This is a genomic window from Paraburkholderia sp. XV (genome assembly GCF_020177535.1).
GTDB lineage: Bacteria > Pseudomonadota > Gammaproteobacteria > Burkholderiales > Burkholderiaceae > Paraburkholderia > Paraburkholderia caribensis.
Map to the genome: position 1 here is coordinate 1 of NZ_JAGUUD010000076.1, position 21496 is coordinate 21496.

17 protein-coding genes and 1 pseudogene are annotated in these 21496 nt (G+C 64.9%); 6 read left to right on the forward strand and 12 right to left on the reverse strand.

What is annotated here, in order from left to right; all coding sequences use genetic code 11:
* Window positions 1–141: 141 nt before the first annotated feature.
* The 11 genes from KFO72_RS28370 to KFO72_RS28420 all read right to left on the reverse strand — a co-directional run bounded on the left by KFO72_RS28370 (window position 142) and on the right by KFO72_RS28420 (window position 15121).
* Window positions 142–441: a hypothetical protein gene (locus KFO72_RS28370; protein WP_054932832.1), complete on the reverse strand. Its 300-nt coding sequence runs from the start codon at window positions 439–441 to the stop codon at window positions 142–144.
* A gap of 70 nt (window positions 442–511) precedes the next feature.
* Window positions 512–1450: a 2-dehydropantoate 2-reductase gene (gene panE, locus KFO72_RS28375; protein WP_054932833.1), complete on the reverse strand. Its 939-nt coding sequence runs from the start codon at window positions 1448–1450 to the stop codon at window positions 512–514.
* Between the two features lie 123 nt (window positions 1451–1573).
* Window positions 1574–2758, reverse strand: coding sequence for a thiolase family protein (locus KFO72_RS28380; RefSeq protein ID WP_062916134.1), 1185 nt, complete (start codon window positions 2756–2758; stop codon window positions 1574–1576).
* A gap of 76 nt (window positions 2759–2834) precedes the next feature.
* A complete protein-coding gene (locus KFO72_RS28385; protein ID WP_062916133.1) occupies window positions 2835–4289 on the reverse strand; it encodes an efflux transporter outer membrane subunit in 1455 nt (484 codons plus the stop codon).
* 58 nt (window positions 4290–4347) lie between these two features.
* Window positions 4348–5928 carry a DHA2 family efflux MFS transporter permease subunit gene (locus KFO72_RS28390; protein WP_054932836.1) on the reverse strand — a complete coding sequence of 527 codons (1581 nt, stop codon included), beginning with the start codon at window positions 5926–5928 and terminating at the stop codon, window positions 4348–4350.
* A gap of 21 nt (window positions 5929–5949) precedes the next feature.
* Window positions 5950–7065 carry an HlyD family secretion protein gene (locus KFO72_RS28395; protein ID WP_054932837.1) on the reverse strand — a complete coding sequence of 372 codons (1116 nt, stop codon included), beginning with the start codon at window positions 7063–7065 and terminating at the stop codon, window positions 5950–5952.
* An 80-nt stretch (window positions 7066–7145) separates the two neighbouring features.
* Window positions 7146–7589: a MarR family winged helix-turn-helix transcriptional regulator gene (locus KFO72_RS28400; protein ID WP_054932838.1), complete on the reverse strand. Its 444-nt coding sequence runs from the start codon at window positions 7587–7589 to the stop codon at window positions 7146–7148.
* 61 nt (window positions 7590–7650) lie between these two features.
* Window positions 7651–8073 (reverse strand): MarR family winged helix-turn-helix transcriptional regulator, encoded by a 423-nt coding sequence (locus KFO72_RS28405; RefSeq protein WP_007747272.1) that lies wholly within the window; start codon window positions 8071–8073, stop codon window positions 7651–7653.
* Window positions 8074–8147: 74 nt separating this feature from the next.
* On the reverse strand, window positions 8148–9038 hold the full coding sequence (locus KFO72_RS28410; protein WP_054932839.1) for a transglutaminase family protein: 891 nt from the start codon (window positions 9036–9038) through the stop codon (window positions 8148–8150).
* Complete coding sequence (locus KFO72_RS28415; RefSeq protein ID WP_225033513.1) at window positions 9035–11647, reverse strand: circularly permuted type 2 ATP-grasp protein; 2613 nt, start codon at window positions 11645–11647, stop codon at window positions 9035–9037. Before KFO72_RS28415 ends, KFO72_RS28410 begins: the two co-directional genes overlap by 4 nt.
* A 48-nt stretch (window positions 11648–11695) precedes the next feature.
* Window positions 11696–15121: a DUF2126 domain-containing protein gene (locus KFO72_RS28420; RefSeq protein WP_225033514.1), complete on the reverse strand. Its 3426-nt coding sequence runs from the start codon at window positions 15119–15121 to the stop codon at window positions 11696–11698.
* Between the two features lie 396 nt (window positions 15122–15517).
* Between KFO72_RS28420 and KFO72_RS28425 the strand changes: the two genes are divergently transcribed.
* A complete protein-coding gene (locus KFO72_RS28425) occupies window positions 15518–16582 on the forward strand; it encodes a putative zinc-binding metallopeptidase (protein WP_054932866.1) in 1065 nt (354 codons plus the stop codon).
* A gap of 62 nt (window positions 16583–16644) precedes the next feature.
* Here the strand turns inward: KFO72_RS28425 and KFO72_RS28430 are convergent, their stop codons facing one another.
* A complete protein-coding gene (locus KFO72_RS28430; RefSeq protein ID WP_054932842.1) occupies window positions 16645–17064 on the reverse strand; it encodes a phasin family protein in 420 nt (139 codons plus the stop codon).
* A gap of 347 nt (window positions 17065–17411) precedes the next feature.
* Here KFO72_RS28430 and KFO72_RS28435 point away from each other — a divergent pair, with 347 nt between their 5' ends.
* The 5 genes and pseudogenes from KFO72_RS28435 to KFO72_RS28450 all read left to right on the forward strand — a co-directional run bounded on the left by KFO72_RS28435 (window position 17412) and on the right by KFO72_RS28450 (window position 21482).
* Complete coding sequence (locus KFO72_RS28435; protein WP_412101804.1) at window positions 17412–18593, forward strand: HPP family protein; 1182 nt, start codon at window positions 17412–17414, stop codon at window positions 18591–18593.
* A gap of 118 nt (window positions 18594–18711) precedes the next feature.
* Window positions 18712–19125, forward strand: a complete 414-nt coding sequence (locus tag KFO72_RS28440; RefSeq protein ID WP_036000194.1) for a MarR family winged helix-turn-helix transcriptional regulator — start codon at window positions 18712–18714, stop codon at window positions 19123–19125.
* A 46-nt stretch (window positions 19126–19171) separates the two neighbouring features.
* On the forward strand, window positions 19172–20983 hold the full coding sequence (locus KFO72_RS28445; protein WP_224099457.1) for a chloride channel protein: 1812 nt from the start codon (window positions 19172–19174) through the stop codon (window positions 20981–20983).
* Window positions 20984–20986: 3 nt separating this feature from the next.
* Window positions 20987–21103: pseudogene (locus KFO72_RS42355) on the forward strand (RNA polymerase subunit sigma); the annotation flags it as partial.
* Window positions 21104–21128: 25 nt separating this feature from the next.
* Window positions 21129–21482 (forward strand): hypothetical protein, encoded by a 354-nt coding sequence (locus tag KFO72_RS28450; protein ID WP_225033515.1) that lies wholly within the window; start codon window positions 21129–21131, stop codon window positions 21480–21482.
* Window positions 21483–21496 lie beyond the last annotated feature (14 nt).

Here is a 21496-nt window from a genome sequence, read left to right on the forward strand (position 1 = left end):
CCCCGCACAGGGGCGACGCGTGAAGCGAGCTAACGAATCGCGGATGCCAGCGAAAACATAAATCGGCGGATGCCAGGGCAAAGTCCAGTAACACCCAACCCACGGTCGCAGACAAAGAAGAAGAAAAAGAAGAAGAAAAAATCAAAACACAACCGACACAACAATCGACAACCAAACCGCAATCATCCCAACCAGAAACATCCCCCGCGCGGAGCGCACTTTCTTATCATTCGTATCAGGCTCGACGGGACTGGTCGCCACCCACGGCACGAGCCCGAGAAACGCAAACCCAACAATCGCGAGCCCAGCAACGAACTTGTCGGCAAGCGTCCAGTCTCCTCCTTCCTGGAGACCCCAATAGCCAAGAAAGATAATACCGATCGAGAACGTCGTCGCGGAAGCCGTGCAGAGCGCTGCCACCGATCCCTGGGGAGTGGGCATGGTCCACCTCGCGTGATTCAGTGCCGTCGATTCTACTTCAGCTTCGTCGTGTTCCGGCCCCTGCGCGTCGTTACGCGGATAACCGCGCCGCCCTCGCCTCATAAGCTTTCAGATGGCTGTACGCGATACGCAGTAACGACAGCACGCCCTCCTTCTGCGCCTCGCCGCCGCGTGCAATCAGATCGCCAACGATATGATCGGCTTCGATCCGCGACTGCCCTTCGATATCCCGCAACATCGACGCAGTCAACGCCGAGCCATCCGCAAACAGAATGGTCTGCGCACGCGCATTGGACGCCTCGCCAATGGCATGACCGTTCGCCGCGGCCACCGCCTTGCATTCGGCCAATATGCCTTCGATCACACGGCGCCCGTCCGGGGTCTTCAGAATGTCGCCAATCGCGGCCCGATGCAAACAGGTGCTGGCCGCAAGCGTCGCGAGGAACACCCACTTCTCCCACATCTGCTGAAGGATGTTGTCAGACGCCGTCGAATCGAAGCCCGCACCTTCAAACGCCGACGCCACCGCCTGCACACGCTCGCTCAGTCCACCGCCGAGTTCACCGAAGCCGATCGCATGCATGTCGTTCAGATGCACGATTTCGCGCTCCCGATTCAGCGTCGCGGCAATCACGCACTGCCCGCCCAATACCTTCGTCGCGCCGAATCGCTGCTTGAGCACGTCGATATGGCGCATGCCGTTCAGCACGGGCAGAATCATCGTCGATTCGCCAACAGCGGATTCGAACGATTCAATCGCGTCGTCCAGGTTATACGCCTTGCAGCTCAACAGCACGAGATCGTAAGGCTGCGCGATCTGATTCGCGAGCACGGTCTTCACGTCGCGCAACGTCACGTCGCCGCGCGGACTTTTAATGACCAGCCCGAAGTGCCGCAGTTCTTCAGCGCGCTTTTCGCGCACCAGAAACGTGACGTCGCGGCCCGCCTGTGCAAGACGCCCGCCGAAGTACCCGCCGACAGCACCCGCGCCTACTACGAGAATTCGCATTGCTCCTCCATGGGTCCATTTGCGTGGCCTACGCCACGCGCATGCAGTATGTCGCAAATCGACGATGCCCGCAGCGGGCTTGCGTGCACCGCTGCGGGCATCAAAACGACCACGAAAACCGCGTCAGACAATTTCCAGCGCGAGCGCAATGCCCTGCCCGCCGCCGATGCACAACGTCACGATGCCGCGCTTGAGGCCATCGCGGCGCATCGAATGAATGAGGCGCGTGGTGAGCACCGCGCCCGTTGCGCCGATGGGATGGCCATGCGCAATCGCACCGCCTTCGACGTTGACGATGTCGAGCGCAAGACCCAGCTTCTGCGCGACGGCAAGCGGCACGGCAGCAAATGCCTCGTTGATCTCCACACGTTCGACGTCGCCGAGTTTCCAGCCCGCGCGTTCGAGCGCGATCTGCACGGCGGGCACCGGGCCGAGGCCGAACATGCCCGGCTCGACGGCGGCGATGCCGAACGAAACCAGACGCGCGGACGCTTCGAGGCCATGCGCCTCCGCATAGTCGCGCCCCGCGACGATCATCGCCGCCGCACCGCTGTTCAGGCCCGGCGCGTTGCCCGCCGTGATCGTGCCATCGGGGCGAAACGCGGGGCGCAGCTTCGCGAGCGTCTCAATCGTCGTGTCGGGACGCGGCTGTTCGTCGCGCGCGAACTGCACCGCGCCCTTGCGCCCCGCGATCTCGACCGCCACCAGTTCCGCATCGAACACGCCCCGCTCCTGCGCGGCGGCAAAGCGCTGCTGCGAACGCGCCGCCCATTCGTCCTGCGCGGCGCGCGTCAGTTCGGCCTTGCTCACGAGGTCTTCCGTGTGCCAGCCGGAGTGCTCGTTCGAGAACGCATCGACGAGGCCGTCGCGCAGCATGCTGTCGTGCACCTGCGCATTACCCATGCGGCTGCCCCAGCGTCCGCTTTCGAGCAGATACGGCGCACGGTCCATGTTCTCCATGCCGCCTGCGACGGCTACGTCGCCGAGTCCGAGCGCGATCTCCTGCGCCGCCGACACGATCGCCTGCGCGCCCGATCCGCACACGCGGTTCACCGTCAGCGCGGGCACCGACACGGGCACGCCGCCGCCAATCGCCGCCTGGCGCGCAGGGTTCATCTTGTTCCCCGCCTGCACGACGTTGCCCATCACCACCGACGACAACGCCTTCCCGTCGATCCCGCCGCGCCGCAGCGTCTCGCGCACGACAGCCGCGCCAAGCTGCACGGCGGGCACTTCTTTCAACGACCCGCCGAATGCGCCAATCGGCGTGCGGACGGGATGGGCAATCACAATATCGCGAGCATTCATCGCTATTCCTCAGGTTGAAGGACTACGCTTGCGTGCCTCGCGCCAACGAGGCACTTTCATTCCGCTTCATTTCGCCTTAATTAGCCGCGACATCCGTCGATGCCTTCGCCTTCGCGACATCGCTAGTAGCAGGCACGTCCCAGCCGCCGCCAAGCGACCGGTACAGCGCGACAGCCGCCTGCGCATGCTCGCGCTTCGCCTGATTCAATGATTCCGCGTCGCGCAGATACGCCTCTTGCGCATCGAGCACATCGAGGAAGCTCGACGCGCCGCCCTTGTACAGCTCGGTGGAAAGCTTCAACGCCTGACCCGACGCACCGAGCGCGCCGCCCAGCTTCTCTACCTGCGCGCCGCCGTTGACGAGATCGCTGCGCGTGTCCTCGATTTCCTTCAGCGCGTTCAGCATCGTCTGCTGCAAGCCGAGTTGCGATTCGCGCATGCGGCTCTCGTTCTGCTCGATATGCGCGGTAATGCGGCCCGCGTTGAAGATCGGGCTCGTCGCGTTCAACGCCGCGCTAAAGAGGTTGTCCGTCAAGGTCGGCATGCCGAGATACGACGACGCGAGAATGCCGTCGCTCAGGCTCAGATTGAACTTCGGATAACGGTCCGCTCGCGCGACGCCCACTTCAGCCGCACGCTGCTCGACAGTGGCGTACGCGGTACGCACATCGGGGCGGCGCAGCAGCGCTTCGGACGGCAGCGTCTGCGGCACGCTTTGCGCGGGCACGGGAATCGGATGCGCCTCGCTGAGCAGCAGGCTGTCGACGCTTTCCGGCGTGCGTCCCGAGTACACCGCAATCAGGCTCATGTCGTGCTGAATGTCCGACCGGATCTTCGGAAGCTGCGCCTGCAGATCCTGCAACTGGTTCTGCGCACGCGCCACGTCGAGTTGCGTGGAGAGCCCGTATTTCAGGCGCTGTTGCGTGAGCTTCAGCGCGCGGGCGCGGATTTCCTCGTTGTCGTTGACGATCTGCAATTGCGACTGCGCCCAGCGCAAGTCGATATACGCGGCGGCTGCGCTCGCAGCGAGCGCGAGCCGCAATTCGTTCAGCGCCGACTGACGCCCCGACACCTGCGCCTGCGCCGCCAGCACCGCAAGACGTTCGCCGCCGAATACATCGGGCTGCCACGATGCCGTCAAGCCGATGCCCGCCTGCTTCACATAGCCGAGCGGCGGCGGCGTGTTCTGCCGCTCGTACACGGCAGTCGCGCCCGCATCGAGTTGCGGCGCGAGTGCTGCGCGCTGCTGCTTCGTGACCTCCTGCGCCTGCTTCACGCGCTCGACGGCGGCCTTTACGTCGAGGTTGTCGTTGAGCACGATGTCCACGAGCTTGTGCATGGCTGGATCGCCGAATTGCGACCACCACTGGTCGGCGTCCACGCTGTCTTTCGGCGCGTCGACGCTCCATGCATCCGGGGCGACGGTCTTCACGGTCTGCGGCAAGTCCGCGTGCGTCTCAGGCTGCACCGCGCACGCGGCGAGCGTCATGGCGGCGGCAACGGCGAGCGCTTTGGCTACGATCGTTTTCATGTCGGGTCTTCCAATCATCGAATGTGTTGATGGCTTTCGCGTGGTTCGGTGCGCGGGTTCAGTGAGCGTCCGGCGGCGGCGCGGTAAGACCGAAAGGCCGCGAGAACAGCACGCTGATCAGGCCCACTGCGAAGCACAGCGAGACCGCGAGGAACGTGTCGGAGAACGTCAGCACGAGCGCTTCGCGCATCAGCAGCGAGTGCAGCGATGCAAGACCCGCCGACGCGCCGTTGAGCATGTCGCCACCGACCGCTGAGAAGTGCGCGGCCTGATTGCGCAGCATCGCTTCGATCACCGGGCGGCCAGCCGTCACGTGTTCGTCGAGCCGTTCGTAATGCAGGTTCAGGCGGTCGTTGAGCATCGTGCTGCACACGGCAATGCCGATCGCACCGCCCAGGTTACGCATCAGATTGAAGAGGCCGCTCGCCGACTTGAGCCGCGCAGGCGGCAGCGAACCGAGCGCCATCGTCACGATGGGCGGCACGCAGAACTGTTGCCCGACGCCGCGCAGCACCTGCGGAATCAGCAGTTCATGCCATCCCCACTGGTTCGTCAGCGGCACATACAGGTAACAGCCGACGCCGAAGCAGGTCAGCCCGAACACCATCAGCAGACGCATGTCGACCCGGCGTGCAAGAAACGAGTACGCCGTCAGCGCGACCAGTTGCGCGCAACCGACCGACAGCAGCGCGATACCGATCTGCAGCGAATCGAAGCCACGCACACGCGACAGAAACACGGGCGTCAGGAACACCGTGCAGAACAGGCCGATGCCCGTGATGAACGACAACAGGCTGCCGATACCGAAGTTGCGAATCGCGAGCGCTCGCAGATCGACGATCGGTTCTTTCGCCGTGAACGCATGCACAAGGAACAGGAAGCCGCAGATCACGCAGATCCACGCGCAAAAGAGAATCGCGTTGTCGCCGAACCAGTTCTTGCGCGGCCCTTCTTCCAGCACGTATTCGAGGCAGCCGAGAAAGCCCGACATCAGCACGATGCCCAGATAGTCACCCGTCTTGAGCAGCGAGATATCGGCGTGATCGACGTTGACATAGCGCGGCACGAGCACCGTGACGAGCACGCCGGGGACGAGGTTCAGATAAAACAGCCAGTGCCACGACCATTGGTCGGTGATCCAGCCGCCAATCACAGGGCCGATAGTCGGCGCGAGCGATGCGAGTGCACCGATCGTCGTTGCGGCGATGATCCGCTGCTTGCCGGGAAACAGCATGAAGGCGGTCGTGAACACGGTGGGGATCATCGCGGCGCCGGCCGCGCCTTGCAGCCCTCGAAACAGGATCATCGAGTTGATGTCCCATGCGAGCCCGCACAGCATGCTCGTGACGGTGAAGCCCAATGCGGAGGCCGCGAATACCCAGCGCGTCGAGAACACGCGCGTGAGCCAGCCCGACATCGGAATCACCATGATCTCGGCGATCAGATAGGCCGTCTGCACCCAGGAGAGTTCGTCCTGGCTCGCCGACAGGCCGCCGCCGATATCCTTCAGCGACGACGCCACGATCTGGATGTCGAGCGTCGCCATGAAAAAGCCGAGGCACAGCAGCGAAAACGCGAAGACTTTGGTTCCCGTCGGCAGATCGGCCGGGTTCACGGGGGCGGATGTCGTCTTGCTCATGATGGTCGCGGCGTCCGTGGGTTACGAAGCCGAGCGGGCTGCGTCGTGGCCTGCTTCCGCGTCGGAGCGCAGATGCACCTTCACGGTTGCAGAGAGACCGGGGCGCAGCACGCCTTGCATCTCTTTCGGCACCGAGAGCCGCACGCGCACAGGTACGCGCTGCACGATCTTCGTGAAGTTGCCCGTCGCGTTCTCCGCGGGCAGCACACTGAAGGTCGCACCCGTCGCCGGCGCAAGGCTCTCGACCACGCCTTCGATGCGATGGCTCGACGCGTCCAGATCGACGTCGACGGTGTCGCCGACCTTCATCTTCTTCAACTGGTCTTCCTTGAAGTTCGCGTCGATCCACAGTCCGCTAGCGGGCACCACCGTCAGCAGCGACACGCCGACATTGGCCAGCACGCCCACGCGTGCCGTGCGATTGCCGACATAGCCGTCGATCGGGGACCGGATCGTCGTGTACTCGACGTTGAGCGCGGCGACACGTTGCGCCGCCATGGCCGTCGCGACGCGGGCATGGGCATCGTTGATCTGGGCATCGAGCACGGGCAACTGCCGCTGCGCCGCCGTCAACGCGGCGCTGCTGCGGTCCACGGCGGCGTGCGCTTTCGCGAGGTCCGCGTCGGCGCGCTCGACGACCTGGTTCGACACCGCGTCGTCTTTCACGAGCTCGCGGTAACGCACCGCATCCGACGCGCTGCGCGTGAGTTCCGCTCCCGACGCCCGCACCTGGGCGGATTGCTCGTTGATCGTCGCGAGTTGCAGCGACTTCTTTGCTTCGAGTTCCGTCACGGCGGCTTCCGCGCTCGCGACTTCGGCATTGGCCTGCGCGAGGCGCGCATCGTAATCGCGCGCGTCGAGGCGGATCAGCACCTGCCCCGCTTTCACGTACTGGTTATCCTGCACCAGCACGTCGTTGACGAAACCGTTCACCTTCGGCGCCAGCACGGTGACGTCGCCGCCCACGTAGGCATCGTCGGTGGTCTCGACAAAGCGGCCCACGAAGAACCAGTACGATGCGGCCGCCGCGACCACGACGACGACGGTGATCACCGCCAGCAGCATCCACGGAATGCTGCGCGTCTGTTTCGCGGCGCCGGCGACGCTCGGCGGAGCAATAGAGGGAGTGGTAGACATGGCTATATGTGCGTATGCACCGGAAAACGTTGAAAAAATGCGCCTGAAAGCGCCCGCGTTGTTGCGTGAAATCGTGAGCGTTAGCGCTTCGTCATGTCGAACAACTCTTCTCGCAGATTGGCTGCGCGCTGCGGTCCGAAACGCTGCTCGAATTCTTCCTGCGCCGCGAACCAGTGATCGCGCGCCGCTTGCAACCGTTCTTCGCCCGCGGTCGTCAGCATCACCGTCAGCACCCGGCGATTGCTGCGCGACGCTTCCGTGAACACGAGCCCGTCGCGCTGCAACGGCTGGATCGCGCGGACCAGCGTGGTGCGTTCCATCACCATCGAGTCGGCGAGTTCCTTCATCGTCATCCACTTGCGGCGGCGCAGACGGCACATGATCGAAAACTGCGTGGTTTTCAGCCCGACCTGACCGAGATGACGGTCGTAAAGCTGGGTCACGTAGCGCGCCGCTTGCCGGATCGCAAAGCAGTCGTCGTCGGGCGAAACCTGTATGTCTTCCGTGTCTGTTTCTACGTGCATATGCACACCATTGAATCGATTTTGTCGAACGCGCGATACACCGCGCAAAAAAACAACCGGATTACGAGGTCAGATTGAACAATTCAGCGCGCAAGGCCTTGGCACGGCTGCGACCGAACTTGCTTTCGAATTCGTCCTGCGCCGCGCGCCATGCGATAGCGGCCTGCTCGAACGTTTCCTTGCCCGCTTTCGACAGGCTGAACTGATAGGTGCGGCCATCGTGCTCCGACGGCTCGCTGAGCACGAGACCATCGCGCTGCAACGGCTTCAGCGCGCGCACGAGCGTGGTGCGTTCCATCACCATCGTGTCGGCCAGCTCGACCATGGTCAGGCCGGGCTTGCGCGCGAGCTTCGCGACGATCGTGAACTGCGCCGCCGTGAGGCCAACCTGGCCGAGATGGCGTTCGTAGATCTGCGTCACGAACCGCGCCGCCTGGCGCAGCGCGAAACAGTTGCAATCGTCGTGAGAAATAGGCTTGCTCATGGGAAGGAAGTCTATATGTGCGTATGCACGCTGTCAAATGGCGATGCGCTGCGCCAGCTGAAATTCATTGTTGCTCAGAGCGCCAGCACGCTGACGGCGACCTCGACGCGATGCGCACCGCCGCCAAGAATCATGCCGCGCAGCAGCGAGACGTCGCTGTAATCGCGGCCGATTGCGAGCGTCACGTGGTCCATGTCGGCGAGTACGTCGTTGGTCGGATCCAGATCGATCCAGCCGCTTTGCGGGCAATGCACCGACACCCACGCATGCGACGCATCCGCGCCGATCAGCCGCGGCTGACCCGGCGGCGGATCGTTGCGCAGATAGCCGCTCACATAGCGCGCGGGCAGGCCGAGCGCGCGCAGGCAGCCGATCATCACCTGCGCGAAGTCCTGGCAGACGCCGCTTTTCATATCGAACGCGCGTTCGGCGGGCGTATCGAACATCGTTGCGGACGGCTTGTAGTCGAAATCCGCGTAAATGCGATGCATCAGATCGATCGCGCCCGCGACGATCGGCGTGCCGGGGCGGAAGCTGCGCAGCGCATAGTCGCGTAACGTTGGCTTGAGCGCAACGTTGGGCGACGCGAAACGGAACTCCACCTGCGGATCGCACACGCCTCCCGCGCGAAACCGCAGCGCTTCCGCCACCTCTTCCCACACGGGTGTGGCGTCGGGATCGAGATCGCGCCAGCGCGGCGTGAGCTGCACGGTCGTTTCGCTGACCATTTGCAGGCGTTCGTGCGGCGCGTCGAGCGCGAAATACAGCACGTCGTTGCCGAATGCGTCGATGCGGCTATGCAGATACGAAGGCGACGGCTCGATGCGCTCGGTATGCGCGACCACGCGCTGCCACGAGCATGCGAGTGGACGGATCGTCGCGAGATGCTGCGCGGTTTCGACGAGCGTCGAATAGTGATAGGTCGTGCGATGCGACACGGACAGCAGCGTCTGCGCGTCTTTCATGACGACACCTGCGCGGCCAGCGTGTTCGCGTGGCTGAAGTAGCGCGCGCTGATTTCGTTGGCGGCTGCCGTCATGCTCATCGCGAGGCGGTCGCACAGTGCGATCAGTTCCGCGTACAGGCCGCTGCCGTCCGTCGTGCACAACTGTTCCAGCGACGGCAGCGTGCTTACGTCCGGCAGCATGTCGTTGAAGCGCCGATGGCGCGTGTTGCCCGCCGCCATCGAAATATCGTCGAGCTTCGAGCACAGCCGTGCGTACACGCCGTACAGTCCGCGCGGATTGGTCGGCTCGATCACGAGCAGATCGATCAGCGCGGGCACTTCGAGGCGCCCCGGATACAGCGAACGGTACGTCAGCGTGCTGTCGAACAGTTGCAGCAGCAGATCGAACGCGGCGGGCGTCGCCAGTTGGCGCTGCGTCGCGACGACGCGCAATATCGACGTCATCGCCCACACGCGCTCGATATGCCGGCCCGCGAACATCAGACGCCATGCTTCGTCGCGCGTCATGCGGTCGCCCTGTGCGCCGCTGATCGCCGCAAGTTGCGTGGAAAGATGTTCGAGCGCGTTCATCAGCGACACGCGGTTGTAGCGCGCCTTGCCGCGCGAAGACGCATTCGACGACACGGCCGCCGCCGGCGTCAGTTCGTGCAGCGCGTCGCGGAAGTCGTTGCGCGCGGCGAGCGTGATACGCCAGTGATCGTTCGACAGCCGGCCGCGTATTTCGCCGCTCGCGCGCGCCTGGCTCGCGAGATTCTGGCCGATGCTGTATGCGCCCGTGTTTTCGTGCAGATTAGCGACCAGCGTGCGCTCGAACGCTCGCAGCGACTGGCCGGCCACGACATCGCCCGGTTGCACGAGGCCGTATTGCAACGCGAGTTCCGCGAGCGTCCCGAACATGGTGTCCGCGCCGTTGCTTTCCAGCGAGCCGAGAATCAGCCGCAACAGCCGCACGTTGTTCTCCGCCCGCTCGCCGTAGCGGCCGCTCCAGAACAGGTTCTCCGCCGCGCGGCTCGACACGGTGCGATGCTTGCGCGCGAGATCCGCGGGCTTGAGCGGCGAAGGCAACAGCGTGAAGGTCGAATTCGGATGGCTGGAGAGCACCCATGTATCGACGCTGCTGCCGCCGAACTGCATCGACACCGACGACTGCCGCTCCCCCGCGAGCCGCGTGAAGCCGCCGGGCAGCACGTGCCAGTTGCCATTCGCGTCGGCCACAGCGATGGCGCGCAGCACGCTTGGCCGGTTGCCGAGCGTGCCGTCTTCGTAGCGCGGCGTGCACGAATACGGCAGCGGCTGCTGGATCGTGAACGCATCGGGGGCGCGCTCGATGCGGCTCTTCCACGCGTCGAGCCGCTGCGCGCCGGGCGCGATGCCTGGCGGCCCGTCCGGCGTTCGGGTGGGCCATGTCGGTTGCAGGAAGGCCTCGTCCATGTTCGCGAACGCATGCTCGCGTGCGGCGTCTTCGCCGCACCACCACGTCGACACGCCGTTGAGCAGCAGCGGCTCGTTCAGCAAGGTCTGCGCGATGCCCGGCAAAAAGCCATGCATGGCTGGCGATTCGAGAAAACCCGAACCCGGCACGTTCGACACGATCACATTGCCCGCGCGCATCACCTGCAACAGCCCGGGCACGCCGATCGTCGAATCGGCGCGCAGTTCGACGGGGTCGCAGAACGCGTCGTCGAGGCGACGCACGACGACGTGCACGCGCTCCAGCCCCGTGAGCGTCTTCAGATACAGCATGTCGTTGCGCACCGTCAGGTCTTTGCCTTCGACGAGCGTCACGCCCAGATAGCGCGCCAGAAACGCATGCTCGAAATAGGTCTCCGCGAACGGCCCCGGCGTGAGCAGCGCGATATGCGGCGCGCTGTCCTTCTTGCCGTCGCGCATCGTGGCGCGCGCCCATTCGGCGAGTGTCGCGATCAGCGTGGAAAACGTCGGCGCAAGGCGGCTCACGCGCATTTCGCGGAACGCGTCGCCGAATACGCTCGAGACGATCATGCGGTTTTCCAGCGCATAGCCGAGGCCGGACGGCACTTCCGTGCGATGCGACACGACCGTCCACTCGCCGCTGGGCGCACGCGCCAGATCGACACCGACCACCTGCAGGAACTGGCCGCCCGGCGGCGTGAAGCCCTTCACGGCGCGCAAATAGCCGGGGTGCCCGTAGACGAGCGCGGGTGGCAGCTTGCATTGCTGCAGCAGTTTCTGCGGGCCGTACACATCGGCGACGATCGCGTTGAGCAGTTGCGCGCGCTGCTTCACGCCGCGCTCGATATGCGCCCACTCGTCTTCGGCGATGATGAACGGCAGCAGGTCGAGTGCCCACGGACGCGGCTCGCCCTTATCCGCGTAGACGTTGTACGTGATGTCGTTGTCGCGCACCTGCTGGGCGATCGAGGCGCTGCCCGGCTCCAGGCCCGCGATGCCTTCCTCGCCGAGCAGCTCGAAAAAACGCCGCCACGGCTCGCGCAGCGCGCCCGATGTATCGCGCAGTTCGTCCCAATGGCCCTCGCGCACGTCGAGCAGCGGCAGCGAACGCAACAGCGCGAGCGCGTCGGGATGGCTTGTTGCCGCTTCGAACGGAAAGGTCGATTGAAGAGCCAAGATGTCGTCGCGAGTCTGTCGTTGTGGGCTTACGGTTTCAGCGGCGGCTTACCAGTGCCGCAAATCCAGCGTGAACGGGAACTCCAGGCTGCGCGGCGGCGCTTGCGTCACGAGCGGCCCCGGCGTGTGGCCCGTCGTGAAGAAGCGCGCGCGTCGCCGGCTTTCCGCTTCGTACGCGTTCACCGGGAACGTCTGATAGTTGCGTCCGCCCGGATGAGCGACATGATACTGGCATCCGCCAATCGAGCGACCCGTCCAGGTATCGACGACATCGAACGTCAGCGGCGCGTGCACGCCTATCGTAGGATGCAGCGACGACGACTGCGCCCATGCGCGGAACCGCACGCCCGCGACGAATTCGCTGATGCGGCCCGTCGGCTGCAACGGCAGGGACACGCCATTGACGCTCACCACGTGGCGATTGTCGTTGAGCCCCAGCACCTTCACTTCGAGCCGCTCCACCGACGAATCGACATACCGCACCGTGCCGCCCGCCGCGCCTTCCTCGCCCATCACGTGCCACGGTTCCAGCGCGCCGCTGATCGTCAGCGACAGGCCGTTCGCGTGCATCTCGCCGATAGCCGGGAAACGGAACGCGAAGTGCGGCGCGAACCATTCGCTGTCGAACGAGTAGCCCGCGCCGCGCAGATCGGCGAGCACGTCGTCGAAATCCATCTGCACGAACGTGCCGAGCAGGAAACGGTCGTGCAACCCGGTGCCCCAGCGCGTGAGTCGCTGCGTGTACGGCGTCTTCCAGAACTTCGCGACCAGCGCACGCAACAGCAGTTGCTGCACGAGACTCATGCGCGCATGCGGCGGCATTTCGAAGCCGCGCAGTTCGAGCAAGCCGAGGCGGCCCGTCGGGCCATCGGGCGAATAGAGCTTGTCGATGCAGAACTCGGCGCGGTGCGTATTGCCCGTCACGTCGATCAGGATGTTGCGCAGCGCGCGGTCGATCATCCACGGCGGCAGTTGCGCGCTACCCTGGCCGCCGAGCAGATCGACCTGCCGTTGCAGTTCGCTGAACGCCAGTTCGAGCTCGTAGACCTGATCGTTGCGCGCTTCGTCGACGCGCGGCGCCTGGCTGGTCGGCCCGATGAACAGCCCCGAAAACAGATACGACAGCGACGGATGGTTGTGCCAGTACGCGACGAGGCTCGCCAGCAGATCGGGGCGGCGCAGAAACGGACTGTCGGCGGGCGTCGCGCCGCCGAGCACGAAGTGATTGCCGCCGCCCGTGCCCGCGTGGCGGCCGTCGAGCATGAACTTTTCGGTGCTCAGATACGTTTCGTGCGCGGCGTTGTAGAGGAACTCGGTGTGATCGACGAGTTCGTCCCAGTTCTTCGCCGGATGAATGTTGACTTCGATCACGCCGGGATCGGGCGTCACTTGCAGCACGTTCAGACGCGGATCGCGCGGCGGCGGATAGCCTTCGATCACGACGGGCATCTTCAGCTCGGCGGCCGTGGCTTCAACGGCGGCCAGCAGGTCGAGATAGTCGTCGAGTTCGGTGAGCGGCGGCATGAAGACGTGCAGCAGCGCACGGCCATCGCCAAGCGCGTCGGCCTCCACTTTCGGGCCCGCCGCCCGCGCCGGATTGCGCGCCTCGACGCACAGTGCCGTGCGGATCAGCGCTGCGGCCGATTCGCCGCGTTCGGGGAAGCGGTCCTGAGGCGGCGTGCCTGTGCCGGGTCCGCCTGTGCCCGCACCTCTTGCAACGCCCGGTCCGGCACCGCCGCGAGCGTCATACGACACACCTTCATACTGCATCCGCAATTGCGCCGCTGTGCGCAGCGGCGCGGGTTCCGCAAACGGATCGTGCGCGTGCTGGTATGGATAGTCTCCCTTCGACACCCACGGCAGCGAATCGAGCGGCAGGCGCAAGCCCATCGGCGAGTCGCCAGGAATCAGGTACATGCGCTCGTCGCGGAAGAACCACGCGCCGCTCGTCCAGCCCGGACCCTGCGTCGAGCGCGCCAATGGCAGCACGTAGCCCGTCACGCCCGACAGCCCGGCATCGAATACGCGGCGCAGCCGCACGCGCTCCATTTCGTCGTCCAGACGCGAATCGAACGGATCGACGTTGACGGGCAAGCGGCGCTCGCGCCACAGGTAATACCACGTGTCCTCGTAACCGGGCTGCGCGTACTTGCTGTCGACGGACAGCTTGTCGGCGAGCCGCGTGATGAAGCGCTGCGCATCGTTGGATGTATAGCGGCCGGGGCTGCGCTCGTCGGCGAACAGCGCCGGGTCGTTCCAGCACGGCTCGCCATCGGCGCGCCAGTACAGCGACAGCGCCCAGCGCGGCAACTGCTCGCCCGGATACCACTTGCCCTGACCGATGTGCAGAAAGCCGCTCGCGCCGTAATGGCCGCGCAGCTTGTCCATCAGCGCGACGGCATAGCCGCGCTTGGTCGGCCCGAGCGCGTCGGTGTTCCATTCGGCGGCGTCGCGGTCGCGCACCGACACGAAGGTCGGCTCGCCGCCCATCGTCAGGCGCACGTCCATCGAGGCGAGCTGGCTGTCGACGTGCGCGCCCATCGTCAGCACGCGGTCCCAGGCGGCTTCCGTATAGGGCTTGGTCACGCGCGGCGTTTCGAGCACGCGCGTGATCGACATCGCGTGCTCGAACTCGACTTCGGACTGGTCGACGGCGCCCGAGATCGGCGCAGCGCTGCCCGGCTCCGGCGTGCACGCGACGGGAATGTGGCCTTCGCCCGCCAGCAGCCCCGAGGTCGGATCGAGGCCGATCCAGCCCGCGCCGGGCAGGAACACTTCGCACCACGCGTGCAGGTCGGTGAAATCGTATTCGGTGCCGCTCGGGCCATCGAGCGCCTTGGTATCGGGCGCGAGCTGAAGCAGGTAGCCCGACACGAAGCGTGCCGCCAGCCCCAACTGGCGCAGCGTCTCGACCAGCAGCCAGCCCGAGTCGCGGCACGAGCCCGACGCATTGACGAGTGTTTCCTCGGGCGTCTGCACGCCCGGCTCCATCCGGATCAGATAGCGGATGTCGCGCTGCAGACGCTGGTTCAGTTCGACGAGGAAATCGGCTGTGCCGCGCGGCGAGCGATCGATGCTCGCGACGAACTCCTTGAAGCGCGGCGTCATCTCGCGCCGCACGAGATACGGCGCCAGTTCGGCCGCGAGTTCGGGCGCGTACTCGAACGGAAACTGTTCGGCGGCGGGCTCCAGGAAGAAATCGAACGGATTGTAGACGGCCATTTCCGCGACGAGATCGACCGTGATCTTGAACTCGGGCGTGCGCTCGGGAAACACGAGACGCGCCTGGTAGTTCGCGAATGCGTCCTGCTGCCAGTTGATGAAGTGCAGTTCCGGCTCGACGCGCATCGAGTACGACAGGATCGGCGTGCGGCAATGCGGCGCCGGGCGCAGCCGCACGACCTGCGGCGACAATCCGACGAGACGGTCATAGCGGTAATGCGTGACATGGTTCAGCGCGACACGTATGGACACTACGGACTCCTGGGCGGAAAAGGCCGATAAAGGGGCAGACGCGAAAAGCAAGCTTTGTGCCGTTGAGCACGGTAACGAGACGGGGCCTGCGCTTGCAGCTATCGCATTGTCACGTGGCGGCCCCATGCTTCGAAGGGTGTTCGACGGTCTTCGAAAGCCAAGGCACGCATGCCACGCGACCGACCACGCGCACCAAAACAGCGCATGCGGCGGGCCGTGCGCGCACGCAATGTGCGCAAGACCCACGACGTTATAGCGAAGCGGCATGAAGATTGCGGGAACCCCACGCGCGTCGAGGTTGCCACGACCACCGCCGCAAATCAAACGGCGCTCGGCGCGGCGGCCGGACGTCTCCGCCCGCTGAACGACGACATCAACGTAAAACGGATTGAAGCGATGAAAGCCTTCCATTGCAACCGATGCGACCAGCGCGTGTTCTTCGAGAACGTATTGTGCGAGCGCTGCGCGGCGCTGCTCGGTTACGTGCCGGAACTGGCCGAAATCAGCGCCTTCGAAGACGCGGGCGACGGCCAGTGGCGCAGCCTGCATCCCGACGTCAAAGGCAAGCTGTACCGTCAATGCCACAACTACGCGGTCGAGAACATCTGCAACTGGATGCTGCCCGCCGACGATCCCGACACGCTGTGCCGCTCATGCCGCCTCACGCACACGATCCCGAATCTCGCGGAACCGAACAACCGGCTCTACTGGTACCGGCTGGAGACCGCGAAGCGCCGCCTGCTCTACACGCTCGATGCGCTGGGCCTCGCAATCGAATCGCGCCAGGCCGATCCCGACAATGGCCTTGAATTCGACTTCCGCGAGAACACGGGCGACGGCGAAGCGGTGATGACGGGACACGACAACGGCCGCATCACGCTGAACGTGGCCGAAGCCGATGACGCGCACCGCGAGCAAGTCCGCACCGACATGCGCGAGCCGTATCGAACGCTGCTAGGGCATTTCCGCCACGAGTCGGGGCACTACTACTTCGAGAAGCTGGTTGCGGGAACGCATTGGCTCGCGCCGTTTCGCGAACGCTTCGGCGACGATCAGACCGATTACGGCGAAGCGCTGGACGCCTACTATCGCAACGGCGCGCCCGCCGACTGGGAAAACAGCTACATCAGCGCGTACGCGACCATGCATCCGTGGGAAGACTGGGCCGAAACGTGGGCGCACTACCTGATGATCGTCGACGTGCTCGATACGTCGACGGCATACGGGCTGGCGCTGCTGCCGCCCGCGCCGAACGAGCCGTCCCTGACCGACCAGACACCCGTCGAGGAAGCCAGCTTCGATAACCTGATAAAGCGCTGGTTTCCGCTGACGGACGCGCTGAACAGCCTGAACCGCAGTCTCGGCATGCCGGACGGCTATCCGTTCACGTTGGCGCCGCCCGTCGTCGACAAGCTGCGTTTCGTGCATCGTGTGATCGCGCAGGCGTCGGCGCGCAAGTAGCCGCGCACGCGCGGCGAGCCTCGCGTTGCGGCTTGCAGCCTGTAGCTCGTGGCGAACGCGCGTTACTTCTTCTGCAGCAGTGTCTTGAGCTCTTCGACGTTCTCTTCGACCCGCTTCGCGATCACCGCGTACGAATCGGCCTGCGTGCGATACGCGGCTTGCGTGAGCTGCTGCATGTCGGCGAGCGCCTTGTGCAGCGTCTGCTGGACGAGTTCGGCCGTTTGCGCCGACGGCACGCCGCCGGCAGCGGCCTGCTTCTGCGCGACCTCCTGCAGTTCGGAGAGTGTGGCGCGCAGCATTTCGGCCTGCTTCTGCGCGAGCGCCTGGATGCCCTGCACGGCCGTCTGATTCGCGGCGATCAGGGCCTCGACGTCCTTGCGACGCGCTTCCATCACGGCCGGCACGTCGAATCCGGGCAACTTGAACTGCTCGAACAGCTTGTTGAACTCGGCGAACGGATTGGCGGCGTCAAAGGGTTCCATGCTTGGTCTCCACAATGTGCTTCGGTGGGTTGGGCATGTGCCTCGAAGGCTTGACGCAGGCACATGGCACGATCATGCCCGTTAATGCGGCAATGCGCCAGCGAGCAACGCAGATGCCAGCAGGCACGCCGTCCAGGCTCTATCCATTTCATATCACGTTATGATGCAGCGCAGCGCGCATGGATTACGGGTTTTCCCTGCATTTTCAGGCCCCGTTAGCGTCCGCCCGGTGGCCGTTGGGCGGGATTTATATCACGTTGACATATATCCATGACGACAAGTTGTTTCCTTTGTGACAGCTTTTCCCTTAATTTACGGCTGCCCGTTTCCCCTAATCGCACAATATCTTGACCCGTTCCCCTTTTTTCCAGTGGCTGGCGCGCTTCTATCCTGCCGCGATGAACGTCAAATGGCCCGAGCGCATGCGCTCGGCGCTCGGCGCGTTGATCGGCATTGCGTTCACGGGCGGCAGCATGCATCTGCTGCTCGGTCCGAACGCAAACATTCCGCTGCTGGTTGCGCCGATGGGCGCGTCGGCCGTTCTGCTGTTCGGCGTTCCCGCCAGTCCGCTCGCGCAACCGTGGTCGATCATCGGCGGGAATCTGGTGTCGGCGACAGTGGGCGTGGCCGCCGCGCTGCTGATTTCCGATCCCGTCGCGGCGGCGGCGCTCGCCGTGGGCGTGGCGATCGCCGCGATGTTCGCGTTGCGCTGCGTGCATCCGCCGTCGGGCGCCGTCGCATTGACAGCCGTGGTGGGCGGACCCGCCATTCACGCGCTCGGCTTTCGCTTCGTGCTGGAGCCGATCCTGATCCAGTCGGCGGCACTGCTCGGCGCGGCGCTGGTCTATCACGCGGTAACGGGCCACCGCTATCCACACGCGACGCGCGCGGCGCCGTCCGTGCCGCAAGCGCCCGCATCCGGCAACAGCATCACGCGCACCGACCTCGAAGCCGTGCTGAACCGGCGCGGCGAACTGCTCGACATCGACCCTGACGACCTCGAAGCACTGTTTCGCGAAACACAGTTGCAGGCGTACGCGCGCACCTTCAGCGAACTGGCATGCCGCGACGTGATGTCGGCGCCCGTCGTCAGCGTCACGCCCGACAGCACGTTGCGCGCCGCCGCGGACCTGTTGCAGCGTCACTCGATCAAGGCGCTGCCCGTCGTCGACAAACGCCAGCACGTGGCGGGCATCGTCACGCGCGCCGATCTCGCGAGCAAACCGAAAAGCGCGGACCTGCGTCTGATGGAAGCGCTGTCGGCGCGTCTGTTCAAGCGCGACGCGACACACGGCAAACTCGTCAGCACCGTCATGACGACGCACGTACGCACCGTCTCGACCAGCACGCCGATCGTCGAACTGGTGCCGCTCTTCGCCGACGACGGCCACCATCACATTCCCGTGATCGATTTGCACGACAGGCTGGTCGGCATCATCACGCAGTCCGATCTGATCGCAGGTCTGTACCGGCAGACGCAGATGCAGGCCCAAGCCAGGGGTCAGGCGCAACAGCGCCCTGCTGCCTGAGCGCGGCCCTCGCGCGCCGCCATTACAGGTCCTGAAGATTGCGAATGGCGATGCGCAGGCATCGCCATTTATATCATTTCGTGATACATTTTTTGCTTTCCCTCGCGCGGCCATCGACATGAAAGTTCTCACACGCACGTTGAACAAGGCGGACTACGAACAGCTCTCGGAGTTTCGCTATCAGATGCGGCGCTTCGAGCGCTTCTCCGAGCAGGCCGCACAAGGCGAAGGCATTACGCCGCTGCAATATCTGTTGCTGCTGCATATCAAGGGCTATCCCGATCGCGAATGGGCCACCATCGGTGAACTGGCGGAGCGGTTGCAGGCGCAGCATCACGGCGTCGTCGCACTGGTATCGCGCTGCGAAGCGCTCGAACTGGTCAAGCGCAAAATCAGCGAGACCGACCGCCGCCAGGTGGAAGTGCATCTGCTGAAAGCGGGAGAAAAGGTATTGGCGCGCCTCGCGGAACTGCATCGCGCCGAGCTGCGCTCGCTCAAGGGCGCGTTCACGATTCCGCAAATCGATCTCTGATTCGGGCCTCTAGCCAGCAAGCGACACCGCATTCGACACAGCACTCATGCGCGACAACTCTCACAAGCGGGACTTTTCCAGCAACTCGCGGCTGCCCGGCATTTCGGCGCTGGCGGCGGGCATCGGCTTGCTCAGCACGCTGGCCGCGTTCGTGCTGCTGAGCCTGATTCATCTGTTCACGAACCTGTTCTTCTTCGGCAGCTTTTCGTTCGCCGACCGTTCGCCTGCAACGAATACGCTCGGCGCGTGGGTGATCGTGATTCCTGTGATCGGCGGGTTGATTGTCGGCATGATGGCGCGCTTCGGCTCGGAGAAAATCCGCGGGCACGGCATTCCCGAAGCGATCGAAGCCATTCTGTTCGGCAAGAGCCGCATGTCGCCGAAGGTTGCCGTGCTCAAGCCGCTGTCGTCGGGCATCGTGATCGGCAGCGGCGGCCCGTTCGGCGCGGAAGGCCCGATCATCATGACGGGCGGCGCGCTCGGCTCGCTGATCGCGCAGTGCGTGAAGGTGACGTCGGCGGAGCGCAAGACGCTGCTCGTCGCGGGCGCCGCCGCGGGCATGACGGCCGTGTTCGGCACGCCCGTCGCCGCCGTGCTGCTCGCCGTCGAACTGTTGCTGTTCGAATGGCGGCCGCGCAGCTTCTTGCCCGTCGCGCTGGCCTGCGCTGTCGCCGGTTTCGCGCGCGCCATCCTGTTCGGCACCGATCCCCTGTTCGCGCTTCAAACCGCGCCGCCGACGGCTATCTCGCTGGTCTCGTGCGTGATCGCAGGGCTGTTGTCGGGCGCGCTCGCGTCGGGCCTGTCGGCGGCGCTCTACAAGACGGAAGACCTGTTTCACAAGCTGCCGCTGCACTGGATGTGGTGGCCTGCCATCGGCGGGCTGGCGGTGGGTATCGGCGGCTTTATCGAGCCGCGCGCGCTCGGCGTCGGCTACGACGTGATCGGCGATCTTTTGCATCAACATATTGCGTTGCAGGTCGCGGTGGCGATTCTCGTCGTGAAGGCGGTGATGTGGGTGATCGCGCTCGGCTCCGGCACGTCGGGCGGCGTGCTCGCGCCGCTGCTGATGCTCGGCGCGGGGCTCGGCACCGTGCTCGGCCACGTGCTGCCCGGCAACGAGCCCGCGCTGTGGCCGCTCGTCTGCATGGCGGCGACGCTCGGCGCCACGCTCGGCGCGCCGCTGACGGCCATCATGTTCGCCTTCGGCCTCACGCACGACAGCAACGCGCTGCTGCCGCTGCTGGCCGCGACGCTGGTCGCGCACGGCTTCGCGACCGTCGTGATGAAGCGTTCGATCATGACCGAGAAAATCGCACGGCGCGGTTACCACATCTATCGCGAGTACGGCGTCGATCCGCTCGAACGGCATTACGTCGACGAAGTGATGACGCACCAGGCCGATTCGATCGACGGCACGCTCAGCGTGGGCGACGCGCTCGCCGCCTATTTCGGCGCGACGCAGAAACGGCGTGCATATCCCGTCGTGCGCGAGAGCGGCGCGGTGCTCGGCATCGTCGACCGCGCGATGCTCGACGCAGTGCGCGAAGGCGCGACGCCGCACACGCTCGATACGCCCCTCGCCGACCTGCTGAAAGGCGAGTCGCTGGTCGTCGCGCTGCCCGACGAAACCTGCCGCCTCGTTGCGACGCGTCTTGCCGTGCACGAACTGGAGCGGCTGCCTGTCGTCGTCGATCGCGATTCGATGCAACTGCTCGGCGTCGTGTCCCGCAGCGATCTTGTGAAGCCTTCCGTCGCGCACTTCGAGGAAGAACACAAGCGCGAGCAATTCAGGCGTCTGAGCTTTACATCGGGCAAAAAGCATTTCCCACCCGTGCGCAAAACGCGCACGCACGGCTGAATCTCGAAACTGCTGTTGCGCGAATCGCTTGCGGACGAAGTGGAAAAGTTGGGTCCGGCGCTATTCGAGTTCGGCGGCGCGCGTTGCGACCGCATCGTCGTTTCGGTGCTGGCGCGATTGCGAAACGCATGGTGGGAGAGACGTCATGGCGCGAAAACCCGGCTTGCTCGTGGGCGCCGCTGTTGCGGCTTCCGTCTTCAGCATCGCAGCGCAAGCGCAACACATCCGCATCGAATCGGGCACATACGGCGCGAATTGCGGCGCGGCATCAGGCAACGCCACGCGCGACCTCGCAAAGCACTGCAACGACCGCGCGACCTGTCGCTACATCGTGAACGCACGGCTCGATGCAAAGCAACGCGCGTCGTGCGCGCGCGATTTCACGGCCGCGTGGTCGTGCGATCGCCGCGAGTTTCATCGCGCGATGTTGAGCGCCGAAGCGGGCAACGGCAGTTCACTGGTCCTCACCTGCGTGCCGTCGACAGGCGCGGGCAAATGATGTGAGCCGCCAGG